This is a genomic window from Paenibacillus xylanexedens (assembly GCF_007676705.1).
Lineage (GTDB): Bacteria > Bacillota > Bacilli > Paenibacillales > Paenibacillaceae > Paenibacillus > Paenibacillus xylanexedens_C.
Genome location: NZ_VEBF01000001.1, coordinates 928,487 through 948,758 on the forward strand (window position 1 = coordinate 928,487; position 20,272 = coordinate 948,758).

A 20,272-nucleotide genomic window follows, 5' to 3' on the forward strand; every position below is an offset into this window, starting at 1 on the left:
TTCCCAGATTTTTTTGATTCCCTTTCTCAAGGGAAAATCCGGTAATAGCGTATGCTTCCGATGCAGCTTTCTTTCAGAAAGCCTTAGGCGACCGCTTCGCTTTTTCAGGTTTTTTCTGTCCTCTCCGTTATCGTGTAGATGATTAGTTCATCTCAAATAGACATTTTATAAAGACGTGCGTGAACGTGCCCAGTTCCAGAGATCTTCACGCTTCATCTCTGCCAGATGCAGCATGTCCACATATGGATCTCCCTGTAGTCCAAGTACAAAAGCGAAGGCAGGCTCCGTCTTCCACCCTGCCCGTTTCAGTCTGCGGATCTCACGATGTCCCGCTTCTCCCCACAGTTGTAACAATCTCCACTCCACGAGCATATGTAGGTATGCATTCTGCCTATTAATCGGCACGGATTGGGCAAAAATCTCCACAGGCCAATGTCCTACCTGCAAATTACATGTCACATAAGGACCTTGGTCTGGAAGATCCCCACCACGTGCACATTGAAACTCACCAACGGCCCCAATCCGATTGTGTATCTCGGCTTCAAACACATCCAGATCCTCTGCATAACACAGCAGATCCAGATCACTGCCCGGAATATCAATATCAATCGGTACCGTTCCCGCCGGATATGGGTGGTAGTCAGCTAATATATTGAGCAGTCCACTGCTCTGTAACACGCGGTATGCATCCTGCTGACGTTCATTACCCGTAGCCAGATGTGCCATTACCTCTGCGGTAGTACTCATCTCCCCGCCTAGAACCACAGTTAGTTTGACCCTCCTGTAATGACCTGTTTCACACGTCCCACTTGGCCGCTCGTCAGTCTTACTTTGATTCCATGTGGATGTGTAGGTGACTTGGTTAATAGATCCTTCACAATGCCACGTGTCAGCTTGCCTGTAGCCTGATCCTGCTTCAGCACAATGTCCACTTCCAGACCTGGCTTAATATTTACACGTTGTTGTCCATTCATTATGTTCACTCTCCTCTATGTCGTAATTCATACCATGTATACGAAATAACCTTAATCACAAAGCTCCATCTATTGTAGACGTTTTGGTCTCAAAACAAAAGGGACACGGCAATAACCTCCTGCTCACGGTTCCATGTTTTATATGAAGACCAAGATAAAGAAACCGCAGGTCTCATCATCTGAGACTTACGGTTTCTAAATTGGATTACCATGCTTAGGGCTGCACGTGCTTCAATATTGACGAAGGTGAAGTGTTGTCCTTCGCAGCTTCGCGTGCCTTCACAGCAAGTAGCTCAGACACTGTTACGAACCGATATCCCTGCTTTTGCAGCTTCGGCAGGATCGTTTTGAGTGCTGCTACCGTATGGGACTTGCCTTCGACCTTATCGTGAAAAAGTACAATATCCCCATTACGTACGTTGTTTAGCACCTTGTTAACGATGGCCGATACGCCTGGAGAAGCCCAGTCCCGTGTATCCTGATGCCAGGACCAGAGTACAATGGTATACCCTTTTTGTTTGGCAGCCTGAATGACCATGTCATTGTAGTAGCCGCCTGGTGGTCTGAACAACAAGGGACGCTCCGCACCCGCTTCAATAATGGCACTTTCCGCTACGTTCATATCTTTCATGTACTTGTCCGCAGCTGTTGATCGAACTGCATACGTATGAGCATACGTATGATTGGCGATTTCATGCCCTTCGAGCTGTTCCTGCTTAATCAGTTCAGGAAACTTCTCTGCCCATTTGCCAAGTACAAAAAAGGTTCCTCTGGCTTGATATTGCTGAAGCAACGCCAAAATCTGCGGGGTCTGAATCGGATCCGGTCCATCATCAAAGGTCAGGGCGATGAGTTTGTCCTGTGTGGGAACCTCCCACACGATCTCTCCTCGTTCCTCATAATACTGACGGTTCTTCTGTACAGGCTTTGCATAGGCAGAACTGCTACCCAGCAAGATGATTAGCGCGAACAATCCGATGAATCGGGCTGCCTTCAGGTTCATGTTGTGTCCTCACTTTGTCTTCATACGTAAACTCCCTGTTAGCATTTCCCGATTCACCCGAACTATTAACGAAAGATCTGATCCACAACAGCAATTTCCTCAGCGGTTAGCTCCACATTCAATGTTTTCAGATTATTAATCACCTGCTCTGGTTTCTTGGCGCCCGGAATCAATGCATCAATAGAAGGCTGAGTCAGGTACCAGGCCAGAACCAAATGAGCGACCTCAACATCCTTGGATTGTGCGATGCTGCGCAGCTGCTCTACTTTATCCAAATTTTGAATGAATGCCTCACCTGTAAACAGTGGGTTCTTCGCCCGTCCATCCTGGAATGTGGTGTCACGATTATATTTACCGCCCAGCAGTCCAGCTGCCAGAGGGAAGTAAGGAACAAAAGAAATGTGATGCTCGGCCGTATACGGCAACAGCTCTTTCTCCGCTTCTCTTTTGAACAGATTATATTCAGATTGCAGTACATCTACATGCCCGTCACTATTGGCTTCACGTAACTGATCGATGGAAAAATTGGATACGCCAATGGCACGAATTTTGCCAGCGTCTTTCAATCGTTTTAACGTATCTATGGCTTCATTCTTCGGTGTATGTTCATCCGGAAAGTGGATGTAGAACAGATCAATATAATCGGTTTGCAGGCGGTTCAACGCCTCATCTACGCCTTTTTTCAGGAAAGCAGGTGAATTATCCATGACGATCTTGCCATCCACAAATGTATGGGCTGCTTTGGTCGCAATAATCGTATTCTGACGCTGACCGGTTTCCTTCAACACTTCACCAATCAATCGTTCGGAATGCTCAGGTCCATAGATATATGCCGTATCCAGAAAGTTAATACCTTGATTTAAAGCCGTTCGTACAACTTCCTTACCTGTTTTATCATTCAGCATACCCGGATAGATATTATGTCCGCCTACTGCATTTGCACCCAGTCCAATAGGATTCACGATCAGATCCGTCTTGCCCAACCGAACTTGTTGTTCTGCCATGTCTCATCTCTCCTTCACTGATCGAATAAGTACAATTTGGTCGTGACGTCTTGCTTGTCACATATTATATCAAACCGTTTAGCATATTTAAAATATCGGATTTATCGGATTAGGTATTTTTCAGCGCAGTCGCTTCCACGTCGTTGATAAATCGGCGCAGCTTGGCAGCCACATCACGGGTGATTTCGCCGTTTTCATACAGTTGCTGAACCGTATTGCGCTGTTCCTGAATGGCTACCATCTGTAACTCCAGTTTCTCCTGATTAAACGGATCTTCCGTTTTACCCTGGTTCCAGGTGCGCAATTTGGCAATAACTCGCTCATACTTGGCAATGACCGACAGTGCGACGACTCGATTCCCATCATTCATATGAGCTCGAATGGCCTTAATTGCTGCTTCAGAGGTGCGTAGCTTCACCTGACGGAACAGTTCTGCATTTTCAAGCATGAAAGGTTGACCCGGCTTCTGGGACCGGTTGGTGAACAGATGTCCTAACAGACGCCCGATCTCACTGATCGAGGTCATGAACTGAGTGTTTGTGCGATTCGCCAGCATCGTTTCCTTGCGATCGAGCCAACTGTCACATTTGAAGGCCGCATCAGAAGCAATTGCATTTTCGTCCAGCATCGTTTCAATTTCTTTACGCTCCGCACGGGTGGCAATCAGATTGATGGTCGTTTCTTGTTTCTGAATATCTTTGCGTTTACCGGCGGTAAGCTGGCCTGCGGCCTGCCTGATGTATTTGGACAGATCTGAGACGACCGCGAGTGCCGCAGCTTTGTTCTCATCGTTCATTTCGGATTTGACAGCTCGTATTGCCGCATTCAGCATAATGTCATGTGCCTTGCGTTCTGACTTCTGCGGTGTTTCTTCTGTGGATTTACCATCATCCTTGGCCAGAACCGGAAGAAACACGCTCGCGGCAATCAGGGAGAAGAGGATAACCCCTGCCGCCAGGAAAATAATCAGATCCCGTTCAGGGAAAGGTGATCCATCCTGAAGCACGTAAGGAATGGAGAAGGCACCCGCCAATGTCACAGCCCCCCGCACCCCAGAGAGGGAAATGATCGTAATATCCTTAAATCTGGGCCTGCCAATAGAGGATTTGGTACGCAGCAACTCATTCCCTTGCCAGAACAGATAGATCCAGAGGAAGCGCAGAACCAGCAGTAGCACCGAGATCAAGCCCACATATCCCAATACTTGCAAGTTATTAAACGAAACATTTTCAAAAATGGTACTCAGCACATCCGGGACCTGTACACCCAGAATCACGAACACCAGACCATTTAGTATAAATAAAATGACTGACCATGTGCTCGCAGATACGACCTGCATCTTCAACTGAACCGATTCAGCGCGGTCACGCTCAATGGCGTGAATGATCCCACCTGCAACGACCGCTAAAATGCCCGACACCCCAATCTCTTCACTCACCAGATAGATGACAAATGGAGTCAGGATCTGCAGCAGCATGTGAATCGTCACATCTTCCATGCCCAGTCTACGAATCCACACCCCGAGCCTAATTAACAGAAACGATAACAAGGCACCGACGAGAAGTCCGCCAATTGCAATCAGAATAAAACTGAAGGTTGCCTGCGCCAGGGAAAATACACCTGTAACTGTGGCTGCAATCGCGAATTTGAAGGCCACCAGGCCAGATGCATCATTCATCAACGCTTCACCCTCAAGAAGCCTATGTATGCCTTTGGGCAGATGTACCCGGCCTGCCATGGCGCCAACGGCCACTGCATCTGTTGGGGACAATATGGCTGCAAGTGCAAAAGCAGCAGGTAACGGAATCGAAGGAATCAGCCAGTGAATGGCATATCCCGCCACGACTACTGTCACGAATACCAGCCCTAGTGCAAGCAGAAGTATCGGTGCACGCAGATTCCATAATTCATTCCTTGGTGTTCGCTTACCATCGTTGTATAACAAAGGTGCGATGAAGAGTACAAAAAACAATTCCGGATTCAAAGGCAGGTGAACACCTGCAGGAAGCAAAGCTATAGCTACACCAAGCACGATTTGAATAAGCGGAACGGGAATAAAGGGTACAAACCGGTTTAAAATATTGGATAAACCGATCAGGACCAGTAGCACAAGTACGGCAATAAATATCTCCATGATGATAATCCCTTTCCGCTATAGAAGTGGTGAAACCTTTGTTGTATAGGTTTATTTTAACATAATCCAGACTTTGTTATAAAAATATTGTCATATTCATATACCCATTCAACTGGCCTCAGACCAGTCTATATAAATTGAACTAATCATTTACACGATAACGGAGAGGACAGAAAAAACCTGAAAAAGCGAAGCGTTCGCCTTTATCCCCGGATTTTACCCTTTGGAAAAGGGAATCAAAAAATCTGGGGATAACAGCGATTGGAAGGTTATTCTGTCATCGTAGTGTCAGTGTAAATAAACTTTAGTTCAACTTATATAGATTGAAGATTTCTGATGGATTCTGTATATAAGATGTTACAATATGCTCAGGACAATACCCGTTTGGAAAGGAACTTGCATCTATGGCATTTGGAATTAAACGACAGGAGCTTGCTGCGTGGAAGGAACAAGTGGCTCGTGGTGAGATTGCCTACCTTACTCATTTCTGGATTGACAATCGATTTCCCGGTATCACCAGCGTCACCAAAGTCGGCTGCGCAGATCTAGAACGTCTGGAGCGCTGGTGTAACGATCATGGACTGGACCCGCGATACATTCATCGGCGGCAGCCATTTCCCCACTTCGACCTGATGGGCAGCAAGCAAAAGGAGATTTTGATCCAGGAAGGCATGATGGATCATGTGGATCGCTTTCATATGTAAAACCAACTCAAAAACGCCAGTCTTCAAGGTTCATCCCCCCGCAACTAGGGACGAACTCATGAGGACTGACGTCTTTAAGTGATCAAGTCATATATGGACTACCGATGAATCTGCTCAAATGACTTCATGTTCTCCAGCAGTTTCAACTCAATTTTCTTCAGCATACCGAACATCTGCTGTTGCTCTTCCTCGGAAAGTGCTTGCAACAATTCCCACGTCATTCGGCCGCGATTCGCATTTAGTGTCTTGGCAAGCTGTGTTCCCTCATCCGTTAAGGACAGCCACACAATTCTTCGATCTTCTTCACTGCGCACACGCTGGATCAACCCTTCTGTTTCCAGTTGATTCAGAACAATGGTGGTTGCACCGGAAGACAAACTGAGTTGTCTGGCCACATCAACCGCCATGCAGCGTTTTTCGCGTAAAATCATGCCCAATATATGACTTTTTGTCGGATTCAGTTTGCAGTTGGTTTCGGTCTTCTGCTGCTGATCCAATACTTTATTTTTATATCTGAAGAAGGCCTCCAACAATTGATCTACATTTGCCAATTGAGAGTTTCGCTCCGTATCCGGGCTCATAAACGTTCCTCCTGCCTTTCATCATAACCTGCCTTTTATTGTAACATATTTACACTATTTTGTTTGTGAAAAAAACGCTTGTATTGGACACCCTTTATTTGACGGAAGACCTATGTTTTATTATGGCATACACCTATTGCTTTCTTGCGATGGGTTTGATTATAATAATCTATATCATTAAGTTACTTTTAGTTACTTAATGATTTTAATAAATTTGTTGTCATAAAGTAAATAAAGCGTCATCATTATATTGCAAGGGACTTATGCACATGAATCAGAATATACAATCTCAACTTAAAACAGATGTTTGCATCGTCGGTGCAGGCCCTGGCGGTGCTTTGCTTTCTTATCTACTGAATCAAAAAGGGATCTCCACAATTCTCATCGAGCGGCAACCCCACCTGCACAAGTCGTTTCGCGGAGAGCTGCTCAATGTGGACGGCGAAGCGATTTTGAATAAACATGGCCTCTATTCGCTCATTCAGGCACGGGGAGCCCTGCTCTTGGAACAGATTCAATATTGGGAAAATGGGCAGATTATTCACACCGTTTCGCCAGGCAATGGAGAATCTCATGTTGGTATTCATGTACCCCAAGATCACCTCCTGGAAGCCATCGTATCGCATGCTCGGCAGCACAATTCTAATGAACAAGTGCTGTTTAATACCATCATGACTGGCTTGCTACGAGACAAAAACGGCCAGACCGTTGGTATTAACATACGCCAGAACGGCGTTCCTGCTTCCATCGAAGCATCTGTTATTGTCGGTGCAGATGGCAGATACTCTGCTGTACGCAAACATTCCGGCTTGACCCCCGAGATTCGCAAACACGGGTATGACCTGTTATGGGCACGTATTCCGGCACCTTCAGGATGGGAACCGGCTGTTCGAATGGCAAGCATGGATGGACAACAGCTCGCATTGTTCTCACAATTCGGCGGTTATGTTCAGATTGGCTGGAACATCCCTGAGGGGGCATACGCCAAGTTGCGTGAGCAACCGATTGCTCCTTTTGTAGATAAACTTGTATCTGCCTTTCCTTGTCTGGCTGATTCTGTGGCTGCCCACATTCAGAGCTGGAGTGATTTTGTTCTGTTATCTGTCGAAAGCAGCTATTGTCAATCATGGACAAAGGACAATGTTGTGCTCATCGGTGATGCCGCCCATACCATGACACCAACTGGTGCGTTTGGACTTAATGCGGCGTTGGAAGATGCCGACGCACTCTCGGATCTGCTTATTCGGATGGCCGCAGATCAATTCCAATCCACTGAACTGCTTCAGGAACTTCAGACGATTCGCGGAGCAAAGGTACAGCAGCAACTTGCACGTCAAGTAGAGATGGAGTCCTCTTTCCAGCAGCGCTATGAATCCTTTCTCTAAAATTTGAATACGGATATATTCCTAAAAGCCCAAACAGCCGGTCACTTCCTCGTGCAGAAGAATCGGCTGTTTGGCTTTCTTATTTATCTTTTTTATGTAATCTCTGTCCATCTTCATTTTCGTTTACGTGGAGCAAATGTGTCTTCTCGAGATGCCCCTTCTTGATTACCAGCAACGTCCTTCGGATAGGACGACATGCTTTCTTTTTCATATATCGCTTTCTCCAGATTGCTTATGCGGCGCAGTACTTGTTTGCTTTTACGAACAATATATACAATACCAATAATCAGCAGGATCAACATCAGAATGAATATAACCATCTCCGGATAAAAGACAAAAGACATGAATCCACCTCCTTTTGAAAACGATTTCTTTCTATCATTCTAACGTTAACGATCCAAGATGTGAACCCTGACTGAAAGTTATCGTTTATGAAATAGGGATAAATAGCCTGACCTAGCGAAATTGTCTTACCTAGTCCAACAAAAAAGGCGGCATCCCTGATCAGGAATACCACCTTAAGCCTCGAATAATAATCGAAGTCTGTTATCTCACCCTTCTCTGCCGTTCATGGCACTGACCCGAAGTTCGGTCAGAGGCAGAGACGACTGCTCCGGATGACGAAGTCTTACCGTCCGGCTCTCACCGGGGAGCAGATCAAAATAGTTGTCACTGAATCGGACACGTCCAAGGGGAAGCTCCAACTTCACCAATCGTGCAATCGCGCCACTGGCCGTAACCGTTACAGACTGCTCCTCTTCGTTCACATGCACGCTCAATTGAGACTCCGGCAATGTCACATCCTTCGGATCACGCAAGAAGTATCGATTGCTCGGTGCCGCAAACCCTTCAGAAACCAACTCAACCATTACTTCCTCCGCACGTCTACCCTGTAGCACCTCTACTTCAGTTAATTCGGCAATACACAGTGAGGATTGGGATGTTACTTCAACAGCATGTGAGCTGGAGTAGATCTTCTCTCCATGTAATGCATAGACATTGAGTCGAAGCTCGCCTTTCAAGACGTCCTGCGTATCGTTCACGACCCACAACGCAAGCGGCTCACCCGGTTCATGCTCCAGTGACAACAGGACAGGATGAAAGAATATTTTCCCGTAATAAAAGGATGCCTTCGGCAACAGCTCATAGTCAATCATGGACCAGCTTGTTCCTGGCCAACTATCGTTCAATTGCCATACGAGCGCTCCGCTGTTGCGGTGATTGATGCGCCGGAAATGTTCAATTCCATATCGCAGCCCTTCTGCTTGAGTGAGCATGGAGTAGTTCATATACTCTTCTATATCTTGCGGAATGCCTGTATAACCCTCCATTAGCAGAATCCCTTTTTGATGATTGGTATCCTTGTTACGGTAGGCCATCTCCGGGCTGCCCCAGTAAAACTGCCCTGCGGGCATATTTTTCTCCAGCGTGTAGCGGTTAGCTGAGGCGTGCATACCGAATTCACTGCTGAACAGCGCATAATCCTTTTTATAATTTTTGAACGTTACACCTTCAATACTGTAGTCCAGCAGCGGTGGCTCTCCATGCTTCCTTGGATAGACAGAGCCGTGCCATACCTGCCAGTTGTGGCGATCCCCAACATCGGGATCATTGGCGTCCTGACCGTTGCTTTCCCCGAACGGCGAAGAAGGCCAGTATGGACGGGACAGATCCAAGCGCTCCAACACTTCAGGGATCAGCTCATGATAGATCAGTTCACCGTAGAACGGGCTGGTAATATCTCCACTTGCAGACTTCATATCATAGAGCCAGTCAATCTCGTTATTACCACACCAAAGGGCGAGGGAGGCACGGTTGCGCAGGCGCAGCACGTTGTTTTCTACCTCTTGCCGTACGTTGTCCATGAAATCACGATTGAAATCCGGGAACAATGCATTCGCGAATGCAAAATCCTGCCACACCAACACCCCTTGCCGATCACACTCATCGTAGAAGACATCCTTCTCATATATACCACCCGCCCAGACTCGCAACATGTTCATATGCCCTTCCACCGACAGCTCGACAAGCTCACGATATCGGGAGTTCGGGATGGCTCCAATCAGATGATCAGCCGGAATCCAGTTGGCTCCCTTGGCGTAGATCTTGACTCCGTTCAGGATAAAAGCAAATGCATCCTCACCCCGTTCATTGTGAAGAGCCAGTTCAATCGTTCGTATCCCATAAGGTTCGCTATAACGATCCACCTCAACGCCATCTGCGTACAATGTAACCTCCAGTGTGTACAGATAAGGGTCACCCAGATCATGAGTCCACCATAACTGAGGTGACGTTACGTTCAATGTGATATCTGCCTTACCACCTTCTACAGGCAGTTCAGTGGCACCTGCCACCTCGTTTCCGCTGCGATCCAGCAGACGAACATGACATGACATAACCACAGCTTGCTCCCGTTTCTGTCTGTTACGGAAAGACAAGACGGACTTCACATCCGCCGTGACATGCAAGACAGCCAGCTCTGTACTGACTGATTCCGTTCGAGCATACACACTTTCCAGCTTGGCGATTGTTCGTTTTTCCAGCCGTACTGCACCCCAGATGCCTACCGTAACCATGCGTGGACCCCAATCCCATCCAAAGTTCATCGCCGCCTTGCGCAACCACGGCCGTTCCTTCGTATACGAGGACCAGTCGAAGGTCTCTTTGTCCCGGTGATGCAGGTGAAGCGGGTCAAACTTGACAGCAATCGCATTCCAGCCGTTGCGCACCAGAGATGTGACATTAAATGTATGTGACATGAGCATATTGGCCGTTTTCCCAACTTCATGGCCGTTGACATAGACCGTTGCAAACGTATCCAACCCTTCAAACACCAGTTCAAAGTGCTCCTCCGTCTCTGCATCTCTCACGAGATTGAAGGTTGTACGGTACCACCATTCCTTTTGCTCAATCCAGCGACTTTTGGCATCATTATGTCCGTAATAGGGTGGATCAATGATACTGCGCTCAACCAGTGCAGCGTGTACATCGCCGGGCACTTCAGCTCCAATCCAGAAGCGATCATCCAGTGCAGCAGCTGCCACATCCATTGCCCGCTTCTCCCCAACTTCAAAATGCTGTATCTTCCATTGTCCCGATAAATCCTGACTTGAACTAAGGTTCTTCATGATTACGCCCTCGCTCCCCAAGATCCCTGAGTTATGCCACATCGAAAACGTTTGCAGAAATACATAACATGCTTCGTAATCTGCTCACTTTAACTTCCTGAAGGCTTGAACGACATTGCCTCCTCGCGATATTCACTCGGGGTCTTGCCCGTATGTTTTTTGAACAGCCTGCTAAAATATTTCACGTCTTCGTAGCCACTGATGGCAGCGACCTCACTGACCTTCGCTGGAGACACCGCCAGCATATCCATTGCTCTTCGTATACGCGTGTCGGTGACAAAATCACCGAAAGTCACACCCATTTCTTTTTTAAATAACTCACTGAGGTGGCCTGGATGCAAATGAACATGTCCAGCTACCTGCTGCAAATTAATATCCTGAGCCAATGAAGACTCAATATAACCTATCGCCTTTTGCACATGTGCAGCCTGCCCCTGACCCATGCGACTATGATAGGCATGCATCACACCATACAGATGATGGAACAGCATATCCCCAAGTTCCACAGCATCTGCATCCGGTTCCGGCAACCAGGGTTCCAGCCTTGCGGATTCTTCACGTCCTATAGCTCGCATCGTACGAGTCAGCCAGCGATGACCTGCAATAACGGCAGATTGCAGACAGGCACCGAACGATTCTGGTGTGACTTCCGGTTCTGCTATAAGATTGGCCACAAGTTCTCGTGTCCATGTCGTTAACGTGACCGAATCATTATCCAGCAGCAATGTGCCGAGTACGGTCTCCTCTTCTTGCGTAAGTACGGTTTTGCCACCTTGACGGTCCTGAATGTGCTCATAATGCCATATTTTATAATCAATCAAACTCCGATATCGGAATGCCGCTGAAGCGGTTCTATAGCTCTCGTGCAGATCTGCAGATCTATGAACTGGCAGACCTATTGCTGCACGCAAGGTGCACTTTAATAATTGCTCCACCCGACGTAATGCACTCTCCAGCCTGAATGGATATTCCTGTTCCACCAGCGGCCATGAGACAACACAGATAATTTGCTGCTTCTCTACATGCGCAATGGCTCCTGGCAGCAGATCCTCCAGTGTGTTTTGCACCGCAAATCGTAATAGTGCATCCGAAGAACGATCCCAGCCCTCTGCTCGTAGAACCATGACTTGTCTGAGAATCTGTTCATCATTCAAACCATTGACCGCTTCCTTCTGTACACTAGACTGCAAGAACGATGGACAAGGACCAGAAGAGATATCACCATCAATAATCCATCCGGCAAATAACCGCTCCCGATTCTCCCGCAAGAGCTGTCCCTCTCTGGACTTCTCTGCCCAACGTTCTGTTATTCGCTGTTTGGCCTGTAACACGGTCTTGATAATCTCCTCCGGCTTGCTTGTTTTGAGCAAATAATCGGTAACACCTTGGCGAATCGCCTGCTGTGCATAAGAAAAGTCATCGTATCCAGATAAAATAATAACCTCCAGCTCAGGTAGCAATCGCAGTCCCTCTTCTGCCAGTTCCAGACCAGATCTGCCTGTCATCCGGATATCCGTCATCAGGATATGTGGACGTTCCTCCGCCATGCGCATTAACGCCTCCTCTGCCGAGGCAGCAGGTTGAAGTAATTCAATCCCAAGTTCATGCCATGCGATTACACTGGCAAGTCCTGTCCGAATAATGACTTCATCATCAACAATTAATAGTCTCATGGCGCTCCCTCCAAGATTGGAATGGAAAACGAAATGCGTGTACCGCCACCAACCCTGCTATCCACTTCGAGCTGCGCTTCCGGTCCATAATGAAGCAGCAGTCTCTCGTTCACATTACAGAGCCCATAACCGCCTTGGGTTAGTTGCTTTTCCGTCTGTTTTCCCGTCTGAACAATGCTTATCCTTAATTGCTCCAGCTTGCTCGGCTCCATGCCGACACCATCATCCAGCACCAGCACATTCATCTGTTCATTCTCTGGATCCTTGCGAATCATAATGGTGATGGTTCCCATAGCCGCTTTGGGCTGAATACCGTGAATCATGGCATTCTCAACGAGCGGTTGCAGGAGCAATTTCAGCATCATAAGCTGCTCTAATGCCGGATCTACGATATAATGCAAGACAAATTGATCCGGGAAACGAATCGACTGCACACGCACATAATGACGAATATGAGCAATCTCCTGTTCTACAGGGCAGTAATCCTGACCATTGTTCAAGCTGATACGCAGAAAATCACTCAAGCCCTCCACCATATCCGCGATTCTCTTCTCTTCAGACATTAAGGCAATCCAGTGAATCGAAGAGAGCGTGTTATAGAGAAAGTGCGGGTTAATCTGCGCCTGAAGCACTCGAAGATCCGCTTCTTTTTTGCGGGCTTCACCACGAATAACCTCTTCCTTCAACAACTGAATATGTGCACCGAGCAGATTGTAACTCTCCCCAAGCCTGCCGATCTCGTCATCACTTTCAGACCGAAACAAAGGAAGCGGGCGTTCCGGATCAATTCGAGACAGATGCCGGGTAAGCACACGAAGCGGCCTCGTTACACGCCGCACCGTAAACCAGACCAATCCAGCACTAATTACAGCAGACATCGCAACGGCACACCCGGTTAGAATAAGGATATACCGATTCTCCGACTTGTACTGGTCATAAGGAACTGTTCCAACCAACGTCCAACCGGTCAGCTCTTCTGGATAATAGAGCAACGTCCGTTTATCCTCACCACTGCCATATGTGGTTGTTCCGTTACCGCCACCCTGAATTAACGTTGTGACTCCTGGTTCGACCTGCTCCAGCTTAAGTCCAAGCCGGGATTTGTCCATGGAAGACAAGATCTCTCCCGAACTGCCGATGAGTTCCAGTCTGCCCTGCCCTCTGCCTAATCCCAGAGCAGCCCATCCCTTGGATATGGCCTTCTCATCCAGACTGATCGCCAGCCAGCCGATGGGTCGATAATCATGGATACTGCGGATCGGTCGAACCAATGTGATCACATTTTGTATACCCGCATAATTCTGGACCGGATATACCCCCGTCCATTTTTTCACTGCTTCTCCGCTCGGTACCGGTGGATAAGATAAGCTTGAATTATTGGATTCATACCAGGTAGCCGTAGACAATGTGGCATCGAATCGACTTGGATATATGGCGATGTTCGCAATATATTTCTTGGAAGCCGCCAGATTGGTCATCCTGCCCAGAATATCCACCCGGTCCAGCTCATGATCTTCATTGTGGCTAAGATACTGCTGGATGTCCCGTTCTCCAATCAGGAAAATGGAGAGATTCTCGGCATCCTGCAACATATAACGAAGATTGGCTTCTACCTGTTTCAGCGTATCCATGCCGGACAGCTTTGTTTTTTGCTCTGTGATGCGGGAAGAGATCAGAAAGGCGAACAGGCCCAAGGCCAGCAAAGGCACAATCATTGAAGCCGTCACAACGACGGATAGCTTCCTTTGTAACGAAGATGTGAGCCAGCGTGCCAAACGTTTCTCCTCCTCTGGATGCGCTCTCGCTTACCCTTTGACAGCTCCTGCGGTCATGCCTTTCATAACCTGTTCCTGGAATATAAGATACAGAATAATGGTTGGGATGACCGACAGGGTCATGGCAGCAAGCGTTAATCCGTAATCCGTCTGATATCCATCCGCAAAGTTCGCAATCGCCAGCGGTAACGTTTTCAATCCGGTTTTGTTGATGAACACAAGCGCAAATGAAAAGTCATTCCACGCATGCAGGAAACTCAGGATCGTAACCGTGGACAACGCAGGGACGGACATCGGCAGCATGATTCGGGTAAACAGCCCCCACAGGCCTGTTCCATCAATAAAAGCCGCCTCTTCAATGTCACGTGGAACACTTGTTAAATAGGCAGTAAGCACGAAAATAGCCGTAGGTAATGCAAAGGCCGTATACGGTAAGATTAATGCCCAGTACGTATTCAGCAATGACATCTGTTTCATCAAAATAAATAAAGGGACAAGTGTACTATGGATCGGTATGAGCATGCCTACAACAAAGAAAGTCATGATCAACCCTTTCCAGCGAAACTGGAAGCGGGCCAGGATGAATGAAGCCAGCGCTGCAATAAACAGCGTCAGAATTAATGATCCAACTGATACAATGAGTGAATTGCTAAAAGCGGTCCCTAGCTTGGAGCTTTCCCATGCATTGCTGAAATTGGCTACGTTCCAGTTTTCCGGCAGTCCGAAAGGCCTGCTATAGAAATCTTCATTCGTTTTGAACGCACTAATCACGAGCCAGTAGAACGGATACAATGTTAAAATACCATAGACCGTCAGCAGCGTCCAAACAATTCCGCTGCGAAGACGTCGAATCGGATGACCCGAGCCACTTCGTGGTGATGGCATGGATACAGGTGTCACGCGCATTATAGCTCCCCCTCTCTAATGGTTCTCTTTTCGTTTGCGACTGGTTACCCATTGGCTTGTTCCGATCAGCAGTAACGAGATCAGTACGATGGTTGTCGAGATGGCACTTCCGAAGCCATAACGGTATGTGGTAAACGTGGAATTGTACATATACGTAGCGAGTAGTTCTGTGGCATGCGCCGGACCACCCTTGGTCATGATGTAGACCAGATCGAATGATTTGAGGCTACCCGAAATACATAGAATGATGGCAACCTGAACTGTTCCCCAGATCATGGGTAAAGAGACCGATACCAGCTTCCGGATTCCTGAAGCACCGTCTATTTTGGCAGCATCATGAATCTCACCGGGAATATTCTGCAGCGCCGAGATGAATATAATCAGATACAACCCGACAAAGCTCCAGAGCAACGGCGGTACCAATGAGAAAATTGCAATCTTGTCATCGGACAGCCATTGCAGCTTCCAACTCTCCAGCCCCAGTGCATCCAGCAGAAAGTTCAATATCCCGATCTGTGGATGATAGATATACTGCCAGATCATTCCGATAACGACAGTGGATAACACCATCGGCAGAAATACCGCTGAACGCAGAAACCGCTGCAATGGATTACTTTTGTGTAATATGACCGCCAACATCAGCGCTAACGGAATTTGTCCAAATACAGATGCCAGCACGAAGATAACGTTATTTTTCAGTGCCCGCCAAAATACAGGATCATGCCAGATCTCAATGTAATTATCCACACCAATATATTTGGATGCCCCAATGCCGGACCAATTGAAGAAACCGTAGTACGCTGACCACACGACCGGTACAAATACAAACAATGCATAAATGATGACTGCCGGGGCCAGCCCCAGCATAATAAAACGCCGACTTCGCAGTGCGTTCATCTGTTCACTTCCCCTCCTTGAATGCCTTTCTCAACTTGCAACTGACTATCTCATCCATACTTAAAACCCCTCCCCTGCCGGGAAGGGGTTCTAACGGATAACCAGCTAATATGTGATGTGATAAGTTCATTGGTTCTTCATCGTCAAGCTGTACAATCGTAATCGCTGTCTAGTTCGACGAATCGTTACTGACTAACGGCATTGGCTTGAGCCGCCTGAATCTTAGCCGCAATGTCTTCGGCCTTACCGCCCATAAGCAACTCTTGCAACGCATTATTAATTACCTCAACCGTTGCCGATCCCAGCTTGGAATCGTATACTGGCGTGATCTTCACTTCCTGCATCAGATCATATAATTCAACGAACAATGGATGTGCCTTGGTTTTGTCCAGATCAATCTTGTAACTCACCAATGTACTGCTATCCAATGTGGCCTTCTGACCGTCAGGTCCTGCCAGTGCGTAGAACAACTCCATCGCTGCCTCTTTTTGTGCACCGCTCAGCTTCTTACTTACACCCAACCCGGTTCCCACAACACCGGATGTTGTTCTTGGTTCACCCTGACCTCCGTCCACTGGAGGAAGAATCGTAATATGCGTGTTGTTCAATACCTCTTCAGGTGCATTGTTCACCAGATTTGCCAAGGCCCATCCGCCGTTCATGACCATCGCTGCCTTACCTTGGAAATATAGCTGCATCATCTGCGTCTCATCGATACTGTTGAATCCATCCTGGAATGCTTTGGTGTTGCCTAGCTCCTGCATCTTGTTCAGGGCTTCAATAAATTTTGGATCGGTAAAGCTTGCACCCTCTTGTGCTGCCGCTTTCAGGAACCAGTCTGTGCCGGTAATCCGATCAGCCAATGTACTGAATATCGTTGATTGAGCTACCCAGTTAGCCTTGTTGCCAAGTGCCATGGGAATGACTTTATTTTGATTAAATGTAGCAATTGCCTGTTCTAATTCCGCCCACGTCTCAGGCACTTTCACATTGTACTGTTTGAAAAGAGCTTCATTGTAATAAATGAAGGAACTTGGCGCCAGATTCATCGGCACGGAGTAGATATTCCCGTCCACAGTGTATCCATCCAGTGCATTCGGGATAAAGTTGTCTTTCCACTCCGGCTTCGCGTCCAGCTCTGCATTAATGGGCTGTAACAGGTCACCTTTCACAAATTCCTTGGTCATGGCATCCGGCCACATCACGAACAGGTCTGGCATCTCGTTGGCAGCTGCCACCGTGCGAAGCCTGGTTTTGAGACCATCTGTTGGCAAGCCTTCATCCACAACTTCAATATCTGGATGCGCCGCCCGAAAATCTTCAATAATTTTGCGCATCGCAACCGCCTTCGCATCCTGTCCGGTCCAGTTGTGCCAAAGTGTGACGGTTACTTTGTCATTGCCGCTGCCTCCTTCTGAAGTGTCCCCGCCAGCACAGCCAGCAAGAATAATGGAGAACAACGCTATTGCCAGGAAACCCGAAAGCCATTTTTTCAACATCTCTATAATCCCCCTCGGCGATTTGAATACACTTATTGTAAATGGTAACGCTATCATACCGTAAGGTGACGATCCACGGATGCAGGGGTGAAAAATATCGGTTACCCTCTCCGGAGCGTACTTTGCTGAACCATTATTGACAACATATAAAAAGAGCTCTCATCATGAGAGCTCTTTCTTGTACCCGCCATGGGTGGCTTAACCCAAGCTATATATCAAACGAATAAGTGCTAAATCTTATTAGATACGGATTGAATATTATTTGATACTGTTTTTCACCAGTTCTGCAAAAGCTTCCGATCCTTCCGTAGTAAGATGTACACCATCTTTTTCAAAATATTCGTCATGTCCTTCACTTGCACTATTCCAATCAATCAACGAGACATTGCTGTAGCTGGATGCTGCCTCATTCAATGCCCTGTTAACCGTTCGCTCCCATGGGCGAGGTACACGCACAGTAACTAGATATACCTGATTCTCATCCTTAAGGTAATCAAGCACAGCGTTCAAGTTTTTGGAGATAAATGAACCATTCGTCCCAAGCTCCAGCACCACTTTGCTGCCCATTTGGTTGTTTCGCTTCAAGCCTTCCAATACATCGGCTGCCTCCCACATCTGACGGCCGACATGTCCGTCCACGTACACTCCCGATATACTTTGTTCCAAATACGGTTTTGCATCCAAAATTACCGAATCTCCAATGATGGAATAATGAACCTTGCCATCTTGGGCAGGAGGCGCTGTTTCTTCATTTTCCTGAGATGCATCAGGTATATCATCCGTACTATCGGATGGTTTCGCTTCAGCGTCTCCCGCAGCATCATTCTCGGAAGTCACGGAGTCATCAGCCGGCTTATCTTCAGAAAGATCATCCTTGCCAGTATCCACTGAAGTATCCTGATCGCCTGGTTTGGAGTCTGGAGCAGACTCTCCTGTCGGCTTCTCATTTTTATCCGAATCATGCTTCGGACCAGGTTCCGGTTTATGACGAAGAGAATCGTTCGTTTGACCTGAGCCTGACGTTGCTGTTGTAGCTGGTACAACATCCTGTCCCTGTTCCTCCGCTACGGAATTCTCTCCATTCAATATATTGGACATCGACATCGCATGGGAATCAGAATTCGCTGCATGCGAGACCATCATCTGAGATACCGTATAGGTTAAAAGCAGAATCGTCATCAACAGACCCGCCCGCTTCCACCATACGTTTCGTATGCTGATTGATGGTCGTCCTCTTCCCCATAACCGGGACCAAGAATCACGGAATCCATTGTACCGAATCGGATTTTCAATATATTTTAGGGACAATGAAGCCAGCACAACCGTTGCAGCAACCTGTAAAATAATTCGTACAGGATGCGCTCCTCCCGTATCCACCGCGGGATTGGTTAGAATAATAACGGGATAATGCCACAGATATAATCCGTAGGATCGCTCTCCGATCCAGCGTAGTGGCTTCGCTCCAATGATGCGGGCCAGGGAAGACGAAGGATGCGCTAGTACCGCTACCAGTAACGTCGTTGCAATGGCCTGAAGCACCATTCCTCCTTGATACAGAAACGGATCATATTCACTGCTATTCAGCATCATGTAGATCAACCATGCAAGTGCAGCGAGTCCTGACACGTCGAGCACAAGTCGGTTCATGCCAGGCAGAGAGTTCGACAACTTGCGACTAGGCCACACCACAGCAAGAGCAGCACCTGCTAACAGGGCAAATGCCCGCGTGTCTGTTCCATAATATACACGGCTCGGGTCCAGATCCGGATTATACATGATGGCCATTGCCCCGGCAGACAATTCAGCTGCAACGACAATGAACACGACCAGCCATCCCTTTCTCTTAAACACTACGATTGCTGCGATCAGCAGAAGAGGCCATATGAGATAAAATTGCTCTTCCACAGCCAGCGACCAGAAATGTCCAAACGGTGATGGCGGGCCAAAACTTTCGAAATAGGAAACGTTGTGAAAGATATACCACCAATTGCTTATGTATAATACGCCCGATACGATATCGCCACGAAGCGCAGCAAGTCGGGATGGATCTGTGCAGACCAGCCAGATCATCACTACAGCTGTCATGGTCAACATGCCTGGAAGCAGGCGTCTTACTCGCCTTACCCAGAAATCACCGAGTGAAATGCGTCCATGCTCCTGCCACTGTGACACGAGAATATCTGTAATTAAGTAACCTGAGAGAACAAAGAATATACCTACACCGAGCAGTCCGCCCGGAATAAAATCCAAATTCAGATGATATGCGATTACCGCAAGTACAGCGATGGCTCGCAAGCCATCCAGTCCGTTCATATGTCGTTTGTTATTAGACGATTGTGACATGCATGCCCCTCCTTGTTACTGTGAGTCAACAACTTCGGTGTTTGGGGCAAAAAGAAACTCCTGATCGTTCTGGTTGTCATTAACATACGTATTGCACCTTCCATCTTTCATTTACAACATAAGGACAGCTTCTGATCGAAGCACTATCCGATGATGCTACATTCTGGGTAAATTCTATTATCTTAAAGAAGACGTGTTGCCTGTCCATTAAGTTCTAATCATGACGATATTCTTTATATTCATCGTGGGTTCACGTTTAAACCGAT

General features: G+C 47.4%; 16 protein-coding genes. 2 read left to right on the forward strand and 14 right to left on the reverse strand.

What is annotated here, in order from left to right; all coding sequences use genetic code 11:
- Positions 1-165: 165 nt before the first annotated feature.
- The 5 genes from FS628_RS04010 to FS628_RS04030 form a co-directional block, all read right to left on the reverse strand.
- Positions 166-747 carry a DUF4269 domain-containing protein gene (locus FS628_RS04010; RefSeq protein ID WP_145319198.1) on the reverse strand — a complete coding sequence of 194 codons (582 nt, stop codon included), beginning with the start codon at positions 745-747 and terminating at the stop codon, positions 166-168.
- Between the two features lie 20 nt (positions 748-767).
- On the reverse strand, positions 768-974 hold the full coding sequence (locus FS628_RS04015) for a YwbE family protein (protein WP_026081155.1): 207 nt from the start codon (positions 972-974) through the stop codon (positions 768-770).
- A 214-nt stretch (positions 975-1,188) separates the two neighbouring features.
- A complete protein-coding gene (locus FS628_RS04020) occupies positions 1,189-1,977 on the reverse strand; it encodes a polysaccharide deacetylase family protein (protein WP_145319201.1) in 789 nt (262 codons plus the stop codon).
- Between the two features lie 65 nt (positions 1,978-2,042).
- On the reverse strand, positions 2,043-2,981 hold the full coding sequence (locus FS628_RS04025) for an aldo/keto reductase (RefSeq protein WP_145319205.1): 939 nt from the start codon (positions 2,979-2,981) through the stop codon (positions 2,043-2,045).
- 109 nt (positions 2,982-3,090) lie between these two features.
- Positions 3,091-5,115 (reverse strand): Na+/H+ antiporter, encoded by a 2,025-nt coding sequence (locus FS628_RS04030; protein WP_145319208.1) that lies wholly within the window; start codon positions 5,113-5,115, stop codon positions 3,091-3,093.
- A 404-nt stretch (positions 5,116-5,519) separates the two neighbouring features.
- Between FS628_RS04030 and FS628_RS04035 the strand changes: the two genes are divergently transcribed.
- Positions 5,520-5,819 carry a hypothetical protein gene (locus tag FS628_RS04035; protein ID WP_145319211.1) on the forward strand — a complete coding sequence of 100 codons (300 nt, stop codon included), beginning with the start codon at positions 5,520-5,522 and terminating at the stop codon, positions 5,817-5,819.
- Positions 5,820-5,917: 98 nt separating this feature from the next.
- Here FS628_RS04035 and FS628_RS04040 read toward each other — a convergent pair whose 3' ends face one another.
- A complete protein-coding gene (locus FS628_RS04040) occupies positions 5,918-6,400 on the reverse strand; it encodes a MarR family winged helix-turn-helix transcriptional regulator (protein WP_145319214.1) in 483 nt (160 codons plus the stop codon).
- Between the two features lie 269 nt (positions 6,401-6,669).
- Here FS628_RS04040 and FS628_RS04045 point away from each other — a divergent pair, with 269 nt between their 5' ends.
- The gene (locus FS628_RS04045; RefSeq protein ID WP_145319217.1) at positions 6,670-7,785 is read left to right on the forward strand and encodes an FAD-dependent monooxygenase; all 1,116 of its coding nucleotides are present in this window, start codon (positions 6,670-6,672) and stop codon (positions 7,783-7,785) included.
- Between the two features lie 113 nt (positions 7,786-7,898).
- On the opposite strand, the gene FS628_RS04050 is transcribed toward FS628_RS04045, so the two are convergent.
- From FS628_RS04050 to FS628_RS04085, 8 genes are all read right to left on the reverse strand, one after another.
- The gene (locus tag FS628_RS04050; protein ID WP_145319220.1) at positions 7,899-8,129 is read right to left on the reverse strand and encodes a hypothetical protein; all 231 of its coding nucleotides are present in this window, start codon (positions 8,127-8,129) and stop codon (positions 7,899-7,901) included.
- Positions 8,130-8,336: 207 nt separating this feature from the next.
- The gene (locus tag FS628_RS04055) at positions 8,337-10,913 is read right to left on the reverse strand and encodes a beta-mannosidase (RefSeq protein ID WP_145319223.1); all 2,577 of its coding nucleotides are present in this window, start codon (positions 10,911-10,913) and stop codon (positions 8,337-8,339) included.
- Positions 10,914-11,002: 89 nt separating this feature from the next.
- Positions 11,003-12,586, reverse strand: a complete 1,584-nt coding sequence (locus FS628_RS04060) for a helix-turn-helix domain-containing protein (protein ID WP_145319226.1) — start codon at positions 12,584-12,586, stop codon at positions 11,003-11,005.
- A complete protein-coding gene (locus tag FS628_RS04065) occupies positions 12,583-14,361 on the reverse strand; it encodes a sensor histidine kinase (RefSeq protein ID WP_145319229.1) in 1,779 nt (592 codons plus the stop codon). The genes FS628_RS04060 and FS628_RS04065 overlap by 4 nt, the downstream gene beginning before the upstream one ends.
- Before the next feature lie 30 nt (positions 14,362-14,391).
- Entirely contained in the window at positions 14,392-15,267 is an 876-nt protein-coding gene (locus FS628_RS04070; RefSeq protein ID WP_145319232.1) for a carbohydrate ABC transporter permease, read from the reverse strand.
- A 15-nt stretch (positions 15,268-15,282) separates the two neighbouring features.
- Positions 15,283-16,164, reverse strand: a complete 882-nt coding sequence (locus tag FS628_RS04075) for a carbohydrate ABC transporter permease (RefSeq protein WP_062833683.1) — start codon at positions 16,162-16,164, stop codon at positions 15,283-15,285.
- Positions 16,165-16,349: 185 nt separating this feature from the next.
- Entirely contained in the window at positions 16,350-17,663 is a 1,314-nt protein-coding gene (locus FS628_RS04080) for an extracellular solute-binding protein (RefSeq protein WP_145319235.1), read from the reverse strand.
- 258 nt (positions 17,664-17,921) lie between these two features.
- Positions 17,922-20,006 (reverse strand): acyltransferase family protein, encoded by a 2,085-nt coding sequence (locus FS628_RS04085; protein ID WP_145319238.1) that lies wholly within the window; start codon positions 20,004-20,006, stop codon positions 17,922-17,924.
- Between the last annotated feature and the right edge of the window lie 266 nt (positions 20,007-20,272).

What these genes read in the sequence shown, in the direction of transcription:
- FS628_RS04010 (WP_145319198.1), bottom strand. Translation starts at nt 747, where the DNA reads ATGAGTACTACCGCAGAGGTAATGGCACATCTGGCTACGGGTAATGAA.
- FS628_RS04015 (WP_026081155.1), bottom strand. Translation starts at nt 974, where the DNA reads ATGAATGGACAACAACGTGTAAATATTAAGCCAGGTCTGGAAGTGGAC.
- FS628_RS04020 (WP_145319201.1), bottom strand. Translation starts at nt 1,977, where the DNA reads ATGAACCTGAAGGCAGCCCGATTCATCGGATTGTTCGCGCTAATCATC.
- FS628_RS04025 (WP_145319205.1), bottom strand. Translation starts at nt 2,981, where the DNA reads ATGGCAGAACAACAAGTTCGGTTGGGCAAGACGGATCTGATCGTGAAT.
- FS628_RS04030 (WP_145319208.1), bottom strand. Translation starts at nt 5,115, where the DNA reads ATGGAGATATTTATTGCCGTACTTGTGCTACTGGTCCTGATCGGTTTA.
- FS628_RS04035 (WP_145319211.1), top strand. Translation starts at nt 5,520, where the DNA reads ATGGCATTTGGAATTAAACGACAGGAGCTTGCTGCGTGGAAGGAACAA.
- FS628_RS04040 (WP_145319214.1), bottom strand. Translation starts at nt 6,400, where the DNA reads ATGAGCCCGGATACGGAGCGAAACTCTCAATTGGCAAATGTAGATCAA.
- FS628_RS04045 (WP_145319217.1), top strand. Translation starts at nt 6,670, where the DNA reads ATGAATCAGAATATACAATCTCAACTTAAAACAGATGTTTGCATCGTC.
- FS628_RS04050 (WP_145319220.1), bottom strand. Translation starts at nt 8,129, where the DNA reads ATGTCTTTTGTCTTTTATCCGGAGATGGTTATATTCATTCTGATGTTG.
- FS628_RS04055 (WP_145319223.1), bottom strand. Translation starts at nt 10,913, where the DNA reads ATGAAGAACCTTAGTTCAAGTCAGGATTTATCGGGACAATGGAAGATA.
- FS628_RS04060 (WP_145319226.1), bottom strand. Translation starts at nt 12,586, where the DNA reads ATGAGACTATTAATTGTTGATGATGAAGTCATTATTCGGACAGGACTT.
- FS628_RS04070 (WP_145319232.1), bottom strand. Translation starts at nt 15,267, where the DNA reads ATGCGCGTGACACCTGTATCCATGCCATCACCACGAAGTGGCTCGGGT.
- FS628_RS04075 (WP_062833683.1), bottom strand. Translation starts at nt 16,164, where the DNA reads ATGAACGCACTGCGAAGTCGGCGTTTTATTATGCTGGGGCTGGCCCCG.
- FS628_RS04080 (WP_145319235.1), bottom strand. Translation starts at nt 17,663, where the DNA reads ATGTTGAAAAAATGGCTTTCGGGTTTCCTGGCAATAGCGTTGTTCTCC.
- FS628_RS04085 (WP_145319238.1), bottom strand. Translation starts at nt 20,006, where the DNA reads ATGTCACAATCGTCTAATAACAAACGACATATGAACGGACTGGATGGC.